General features: G+C 32.1%; 6 protein-coding genes. 5 read left to right on the top strand and 1 reads right to left on the bottom strand.

What is annotated here, in order from left to right:
* Window positions 1-90: 90 nt before the first annotated feature.
* The 4 genes from ABG79_RS11745 to iadA all read left to right on the top strand — a co-directional run bounded on the left by ABG79_RS11745 (window position 91) and on the right by iadA (window position 5,696).
* Window positions 91-645 carry a hypothetical protein gene (locus ABG79_RS11745; protein ID WP_057979661.1) on the top strand — a complete coding sequence of 185 codons (555 nt, stop codon included), beginning with the start codon at window positions 91-93 and terminating at the stop codon, window positions 643-645.
* A gap of 137 nt (window positions 646-782) precedes the next feature.
* Window positions 783-2,738, top strand: a complete 1,956-nt coding sequence (locus ABG79_RS11740; RefSeq protein WP_057979660.1) for a sigma 54-interacting transcriptional regulator — start codon at window positions 783-785, stop codon at window positions 2,736-2,738.
* A 202-nt stretch (window positions 2,739-2,940) separates the two neighbouring features.
* Entirely contained in the window at window positions 2,941-4,482 is a 1,542-nt protein-coding gene (yfcC, locus tag ABG79_RS11735) for a putative basic amino acid antiporter YfcC (protein WP_057979659.1), read from the top strand.
* A 47-nt stretch (window positions 4,483-4,529) separates the two neighbouring features.
* Window positions 4,530-5,696 (top strand): beta-aspartyl-peptidase, encoded by a 1,167-nt coding sequence (gene iadA / locus ABG79_RS11730; protein ID WP_057979658.1) that lies wholly within the window; start codon window positions 4,530-4,532, stop codon window positions 5,694-5,696.
* 68 nt (window positions 5,697-5,764) lie between these two features.
* Here iadA and uvsE read toward each other — a convergent pair whose 3' ends face one another.
* Entirely contained in the window at window positions 5,765-7,003 is a 1,239-nt protein-coding gene (gene uvsE, locus ABG79_RS11725) for a UV DNA damage repair endonuclease UvsE (RefSeq protein ID WP_057979657.1), read from the bottom strand.
* A 180-nt stretch (window positions 7,004-7,183) separates the two neighbouring features.
* Between uvsE and ABG79_RS11720 the strand changes: the two genes are divergently transcribed.
* Window positions 7,184-8,044, top strand: a complete 861-nt coding sequence (locus ABG79_RS11720; protein WP_057979656.1) for a cation diffusion facilitator family transporter — start codon at window positions 7,184-7,186, stop codon at window positions 8,042-8,044.
* Window positions 8,045-8,393: the final 349 nt, after the last annotated feature.

The following is an 8,393-nucleotide window of genomic DNA, read 5'->3' as shown; positions in this document are numbered from 1 at the left end:
TTTATTGGCTAAAATGCACTAATTGACAGTAGAATTGGTAGGATGTAAAATTAAGGTAATAATGCTTGCTTAGTGGAGGATAAGAGCGATATGAATTTGCGCTATAACAGTTCATTTAAGAAGTTATTTATTATCCTTATTGCTATTTTTGGTATTTTAGCTTTTTTAATAATAATTTCTTTTGTTTCTTACCGAAACTCAAAGGAAAATAATATTTCATTTGAAGAAATCTATAATGATAATTCAAGAATAATAAGTCAAGAAGATTATAATATAAAATTTTTATCAGTATCATACAATGGATATTATGAACGTTTCTCTAAATTTAACGGAATTGATACACTGTATAAAATAAATGCTGGTGAGGATGTTGATATCTTAATTAATTCTGAGATAACTTTTAAAAGTGGAAATTTCAAAATTGTTCTTGTATTACCAGACGGAGAAATAAAGACTGTTTGTGAGTTTAAAGTAAAAGGTAGATTGGCATTATTTTCAACTAAAGAGGTAAGGACTACTGAATTTAGATTACCTAAGGGAACAAGCTATATTAAAGTTGTAGGACTTAACGCAAGGGGAGCATATAATATAAAAGTATCCAAGGTAAATGAGGATGCTAAAGTAGAAATTTTAGAAAATAATTAATAGTGTTTATGATATTAATATAAACCGATAATCTATAGTTTTTTTACAACAGATTATCGGTTTATATTTTTTTATACTATAATTGTAATTTACCTATGGTATATAATAAAAATATAAGCATTTCGGGGGGAATTGGGATGAAAAAGGTAGTTTTGATAGCAGGGACAGAACATACAAGAGAAACTCTGCATGAGCAGCTTATGGGGTATATTGGCGACATTGCTCATATAGAATCCTACGCTATTGATGAGGGGATAAAAAACAAGATTGAAGCGGACATAGTTATAATTTCTACCAATCTTATATATGATGACTCGTTAAAACATCTCAAAGAGGGATGCAAGTTAATAACAGCAAGAAGGATTTTGAATTATAAAGTCATCGAAAATCTTCTATTTATTCCAGAAGGAGAAAAGGTTTTATTTGTTAATGACTGCAAAGAAACAACATTAGAGTGCATTGATTGGCTGAAAAGATTAGGACTGTCGCATGTTGAATATATTCCCTATTATCCAGGATGCAGTTTAAAACAAGAAATCAATTATGCTATTACGCCTGGTGAGATAGATATAGTACCACAAGGTGTTAAACATGTAATTGATATAGGACCCAGGCTTATGGACATAGTAACTATAGCGGAAATTTTAAAAGAATTAGAGGTTTATGATAAGAAATGGGAAGATGCAACAATAATATATCTTGATAAGATAGTATCACTTGCGAAAAAACTAGCTGATATTTCAAAGGAGAAAACCAGGGCATTCGAACATATTAAAATAGTTATGGACGGGATGAAGGAGGCTGTTCTAGCTTTTGATGAAAAGGGAAGGATATCAATATCTAATGAAAATTTAAGATTTATTCTTGGGGCTAAGGGAAACATAATTGGGAAAAATATTAGAGAATTTTTCTCAAGTTATAAGATTGTAGATTATTTGTTGTCCCATGAGAAGGATGCATCCAGCGTATTCGAAATTAAAGGAGAAAAGTATATTATAACTAAATTTACATTGGAAAAAGAAAACATAATAATTGCAACCTTTAAAAGTCAAAAGGATATTGAGGAATTAGAGAAAAAGGTTATTAGGGATTTGTATAAAAAGGGTTATTATGCTAAATATTCTTTTGATGACATAATAGGTAAAAGTGAAGAATTAAAGCACACAAAAGAAGTAGGAAGAAAAATTGCTAAGACGGATTTAACGGTTTTAATAGAAGGAGAAAGCGGAACGGGAAAGGAATTGTTTGCATCTGCAATTCATAATGAATCATTAAGAAAAAACAAGCCCTTTGTTGCTGTCAATTTTTCATCTCTTCCCGAAAACTTAGCAGAAAGCGAGCTTTTTGGTTATGAAGAGGGGGCCTTTACAGGAGCACTAAAGGGAGGTAAAAAGGGACTATTTGAGCAGGCAAATGGAGGAACGATTTTTCTAGATGAAATAGGAGATGCATCTTTAAGGCTTCAAACAAAGCTTTTAAGGGTACTGCAGGAAAAGGAAATAATGAGAATTGGAGGGGATAAAATTATCCCTGTCGATGTAAGGATAATTGCAGCTACAAATAAGAATTTAGGTCAATTGGTTGAAAAGGGTGAGTTCAGGGAAGATCTTTATTATAGGTTAAAGGTTATGTATTTAAAAATTCCACCCCTGAGAAACAGAAGGGAAGATATTAAAGAACTGTTTGACTATTTTATTAACAAAAAGGGTATGAGTTTTAAAATAAGTTTGGAAGTTTCTAATTGGCTAGTTAATTATAATTGGCCAGGGAATATCAGGGAATTAAAAAATATTGTTGAGTATATGGTTGCGGTTTGTGATGGAAAAGAAATCTCTAAAAGAGATTTACCGTTTGATATTTTTTATGAACATAATCCTTTAAGGCAGGATTTAAAAATAATATTAAATATAATAGAAGATTTAAGCAAAAAAGGAGAAAATGCATCTAGAAGAAAAATCGAAGGAATATGCAAAGAAAGAGGACTAAACTTGACTGAACAGATGATAAGAACAAGATTAAAGGAATTGGAGAAAATGGGGTATATAAAACCCAGAAAAGGGAGAGGTGGAACTGTTCTTGTAAAAACAATTTGACAGAATGAAAACCCATAAAACACTTTAATAACCAAATTTAACCCATATATTATTAAAATATAAAATATTATATTGATATTTATATATTTCATTTAGCTTTTTAAGTTATTTTCAGGGTATTTGAATAATAATTTCTATTTTAGAATTGTTGGCATAGTATTTGCTTATAATTTAGAGTAAAGAAAATTATAGGGGGGTTATTATGTCAAACACACCGATTCAAAATGAGGTTAAGACAGTTGAGAACAAGACATTCAAAGTTCCACACACCTATGTTATCATCTTCTTTGTAGTTTTATTTGCATGGCTTCTAACTATTTTACTTCCTGTAGGTAAATTTGAAAAGACAGAAGTAAAATATATGGTCAATGGTAAGGAAAAGACAAAGACCGTTGTACAAGCAGGTTCCTTCCAATATGAAAAGAATGAGCAGGGAGAAGTGGTGAAAAATCCTGCAAAACTCTGGGGAACAGAGGATTTTGGCGGATATGGAATGCTAAATTATGTGTTCGAAGGAATGGTTAGAGGAGATAAGTGGGGTGCTGCAGTAGGTATTATTGCATTTATACTTGTAATCGGAGGTGCCTTTGGAATAATACTAAGAACAGGGGCAGTAGATTCTGGTATACTTAGGATGATTAAAATTACTAACGGCAAGGAAGTTATGATTTTGCCTATATTATTCGTGCTCTTCTCATTAGGAGGCGCTGTATTTGGAATGGGTGAAGAGACGATACCATTTGCTCTTATAATTATCCCACTTGTTATTGCAATGGGGTATGATGCTATAGTGGGTGTTCTTATAACCTATGTTGCAAGCCAAATAGGATTTGCAACTTCATGGATGAATCCATTCAGCCTTGCTGTTGCACAAGGTGTTTCAGGCATTCCTGTATTTTCAGGAGCACAATTCAGAATATTAATGTGGGTAGTTTTCACAGCAGCTGGACTTTTCTATACTTTAAAATATGCTAGAAAGGTTAAAAAGAATCCAGAAACATCAATTGCACCTGATGCTACAGAATATTTTAAAAAGAACATGAAAACAGATGTTGAGGATGTTGAATTCAATCTTGGTCATAAACTAGTATTGTTAGTAATTTTATTAGGTATAATATGGGTTGTATGGGGAGTTATCAAGAAGGGCTACTATATACCTGAAATAGCATCTCAATTCTTTGCAATGGGATTGATTGCAGGAATTATTGGAGTAATATTTAAGCTCAACAACATGACTGTTAACGATATAGCAGATTCCTTCCAAAGAGGAGCAGCTGATTTGGTAGGAGCAGCTTTAGTTGTTGGTATGGCTCAAGGTATTCTAATAATTCTTGGTGGAACAGATCCAGGAACTCCTACAGTATTAAACACAATTTTAAATGGTCTTTCAAATGTAGTGGGAAAACTTGGTGGTGCATTTGCAGCCTGGTTTATGTATCTTTTCCAATCAGTATTTAATTTCTTTGTAGTTTCAGGTTCAGGACAGGCTGCCATAACAATGCCAATAATGGCTCCTCTTTCAGACCTTGTTGGTGTTTCAAGACAGGTTGCTGTCCTTGCCTTCCAGCTTGGTGATGGTTTAACAAATATAATAGTTCCAACATCAGCTTGTCTTATGGGAGTTTTAGGAGTTGCAAGAGTTGACTGGGGAAGATGGGCTAAATGGCAAATTAAGATGCAGCTATTCTTCTTCGCTTTAGGTACAGTATTTGTTCTTGTTGCACACTTTATAGGATTTAATTAAAATAAGGGGCTCATGCCCCTACCTTTATACTAAAAGAGGTGAGCATCTTGATAAAACTTATAAAAAACGTTGAAGTATATATGCCTGAATATATAGGGAAAAGGGATATATTAATAGCCCATGATAAGATATCAAAAATAGGAGATTCAATAACAGTAACAGGTATAGATGTAGAAGTAATAGATGGGAAAGGGAAAAAAGCTCTGCCTGGATTTATTGACTCCCATGTGCACATAACAGGTGGAGGGGGAGAGGGAGGATATAAAACTAGAACTCCCGAGATAGTTTTATCGGATATAATAAAGGGCGGAATTACAACAATAATCGGAACTTTGGGGACAGATGGAGTAACAAGAAGCCTTGAAAATCTATATGCAAAGGCAAAGGCACTTGAGGAGGAGGGAGTTACAACCTATATATATACAGGTGCCTATAGGGTTCCAACTGTAACTTTTACAGGAAGTATAATGAAGGACTTAGTTCTTATCGATAAGGTTATAGGCGTTGGAGAAATCGCAATTTCAGATCATAGATCCTCTCAACCAAATCTTGAGGAACTTAAAAGATTAACAGCAGATGCAAGAGTTGCAGGAATATTATCTGGAAAAGCTGGGGTTGTAAACATCCATATGGGTGATGGCAAGGATGGACTTAATAAGCTGATTGAAATAGCAGAAACTACGGAAATTCCAATAACTCAATTTTACCCTACACATATAAATAGAAATCCATATCTTTTTGAACAGGGTATTCAGTTTGCTAAGATGGGAGGGTTTATAGATTTTACTACAAGTTCTGACCCTTTGTTCTATGATGAAGGAGAAGTAAAGGCAAGCATTGCCCTGAAGACATGTATTGAAAAAGGTTTAGGGGACAATATAACATTTACATCCGATGGACAAGGCAGTCTCCCGAATTTCAATGAAAAGGGAGAATTTATAGGTCTTAAGGTTGGAAGAGTAACATCGTTATTTAATGAAGTTAGGGATGCAGTTTTAGATGGAGTCCAACTAGAACAGGCTGTTAAGGCCATTACTTCAAACCCTGCAAAGATTTTAAAGCTCAAGGGAAAGGGTAAGATTTATGAAGGTTATGACGCTGATATAGTTTTAGTAGATGAAGATTACTATGTTGATACTGTAATATCAAAGGGGCATTTACTGATGAAGAATAAAAAAGTTATAGCTATGGGAACATTTGAAATGGGGACATAGAATAAATCAGCAGACTACTAGTAATACAGGGTCTGCTGATTTGCTTTAACTATATATAATACTTTTTATTATTTGTATTTATCATATATAAAATAATATGACTTTAAAAGATATTCAATATTATACTTTTTGGAAAGTTTTTCTAAAAATAACTTGGCTTTCTTGTATTCTTTAGTGTTGATTAGAGAAAAAAACTTCTCCCTTTCATATAAGGTAGTTTTCTCATTAACATATCCCCATACGTGCAATATAGTGTTTAGAAAGTTTTTATCATTGTAAGTCAATGTTAGTGCATTATCTATTTTTTTATAAAGGTCAGTTATATCAGAGGATAAATTAACAGTATTGCTACACTCCTTATACAGATTGTAGTTTTTTTCCATGACTAAATATTTATACTTAGCCCATTCTTCATAAAGTGAATGTTTAGTATTATTAAATAAGATGTTTATACATTTTATTGCAGAAATATTTTTATCTTTTGCCTCGAGCATTATGTCGGGATTCAAGTATTTAACTATATTATAAAAATTTAAAAATTTTTCAACTTCTATGAATTCTGAATGCGAACCTCTTTTCTTATAAGGGGACTGTTCAGAATAATGGAGTTTCATATGACCATCATATTCTTTCCAAGTTAAAGATACGTTTTCTAATATTTTCTCCAGAGGCATATCTATTGGATTGATTAAATGATGAAAATAATCAAAAACAACCGGTATATTTAAGTGCTTAGATACTTCTATAACGTTACTTATATTGTATATCTTTTCATCATTTTCTATTACTAATCTTTTTTTAGATGAATCAGATAAAAGAGAAAAGTTATCAATAAATCTCTTCATAGAAAGAAGTTTATCATTATATCCACCGCCAAGATGAACAACTATTTTATTAGAATAGTCAATAGATAGTGCATCTAAAAATTTACAGTGATATTCAATATCCTGAATAGAATTTTTTAAGACCTCTTCATTTGGTGAATTAAGAACTGTGTATTGACCAGGATGCATCGAAACTCTCAAATTGTTTTGTTTTATAAATTCTCCAATTTCTTTTAATTCATTTTTAAATAATTTTTCCCACTCAATTGCGTTTATATTATGGCCACCAAATGGAATGATATCTGAGCTTATTCTAAACATGTAAATTCTATTCATAATATTGTAATTTAATATTGATTTAAGGTCTTTTAGGTTATCCTTGACAACTTTCTTAAAACTTTCTTCTGTGAAGTTTTTTAAATTCATACCTCTATTGGTTCTATAATCAATTCCCAGAGGAATGCATGCGTATCCTATTCGCACTATTCAGCCACCTACCCAAGAATTTATTCATAAATTATATAATAATATTAGTCATTTGTAAAATAGAATGCTGCTCATTATCAAATGAAAATAATTAATAATAAAAATTAGTTGAATAATCAAGGTATAAAGCATATAATACAAATATATAATCTTATCAATTGAAAAGGATGTGAAAAAATGAATAGAGAAAAGTTGGGCACTAAAACGTCGTTGATAACTATTTTTATTAATACAGGTCTATGTGTATTCAAACTCATAGCAGGATTTTTAGGAAGAAGCAGTGCGATGATTGCAGATGGTGTCCATACATTATCAGACATACTCGCTACGTTTATTGTTATACTAGGGCTTAAGATATCATCAAGAGAAGAGGATGATAAACATCCCTATGGTCATGAAAAATTTGAGCCAGTATTTGCAAAAATAATCAGTGTTATCCTTATTACTACAGGGTTTCTTATTGGTTATGAAGGCATTAAAAAATTAATATCTGGAGATATTTCAACACCTGGCAGAATTGCTCTAGCTGCAGCCTTTATTTCCATTTTAGTAAAGGAAGGAATGTATTGGTATACAATCATTGTTGCAAGGAAGATAAAAAGTATATCGATGGAGGCAGACGCATGGCACCACCGTTCAGATGCCTTTTCATCAGTAGGTACTTTTATAGGTATATTTGCTGCAAGAATTGGATATAAATTTTTCGACCCTCTTGCTGCTTTAATAGTATGTTTCTTTATAGTTAAAGTTGGTGTGGATTTTTATATAAAGGCAACAAAGGAACTTGTAGATGAATCTGTTGATGATAAAACAATAGAAACAATAAAGAGAGTAATTAACAGTGTAGAAGGAGTTAGAGGAATAAAAAGTCTAAGAACAAGAATATTTGGACACAGAATCTATGTTGATTTAGAGATATATATTGATGAAAATATAAGCGTTAAAGAGGGACATGATATTGCAGAGTCAGTTCATGATGAATTGGAAATGAAGATAGAAGGCATAAAACATTGTATGGTGCACGTGGAACCTATATGAAGACACTTTAAATGAAGTGCCTATTCATATGGGCTCTTTTTATTTATTAAAGCCAAGTTGGCATCGATTAAATTGTCTCTCTTGTCCTAATTGACAGACAACTCAAGAAGTCAAGAAATCAAGTGAATGTCACCAATACACACTGCCTTGTGTGTCGGTAATAGAAATAGCGAGAAATATAAAGAATATTGAAGAATAGTTAAGCTAATTTTAAATAAAAAGGGAACATAGTAAAGTGTGATATAACAATGCATGATAATATATAAAAGTCGTCGCGAGACGGCAGTTGACCTTTGAAAACTGAACAGTGGAAAAGCGACCAAGTTACTTTTAAGTAACAGCCAGATGA

Source organism: Caloramator mitchellensis, assembly GCF_001440545.1.
GTDB classification, from domain to species: Bacteria; Bacillota; Clostridia; order Clostridiales; family Caloramatoraceae; genus Caloramator; species Caloramator mitchellensis.
This window is presented reverse-complemented; position numbering and strand designations above follow the sequence as displayed.

What these genes read in the sequence shown, in the direction of transcription:
- ABG79_RS11740 (WP_057979660.1), top strand. Translation starts at nt 783, where the DNA reads ATGAAAAAGGTAGTTTTGATAGCAGGGACAGAACATACAAGAGAAACT.
- ABG79_RS11745 (WP_057979661.1), top strand. Translation starts at nt 91, where the DNA reads ATGAATTTGCGCTATAACAGTTCATTTAAGAAGTTATTTATTATCCTT.
- yfcC (WP_057979659.1), top strand. Translation starts at nt 2,941, where the DNA reads ATGTCAAACACACCGATTCAAAATGAGGTTAAGACAGTTGAGAACAAG.
- ABG79_RS11720 (WP_057979656.1), top strand. Translation starts at nt 7,184, where the DNA reads ATGAATAGAGAAAAGTTGGGCACTAAAACGTCGTTGATAACTATTTTT.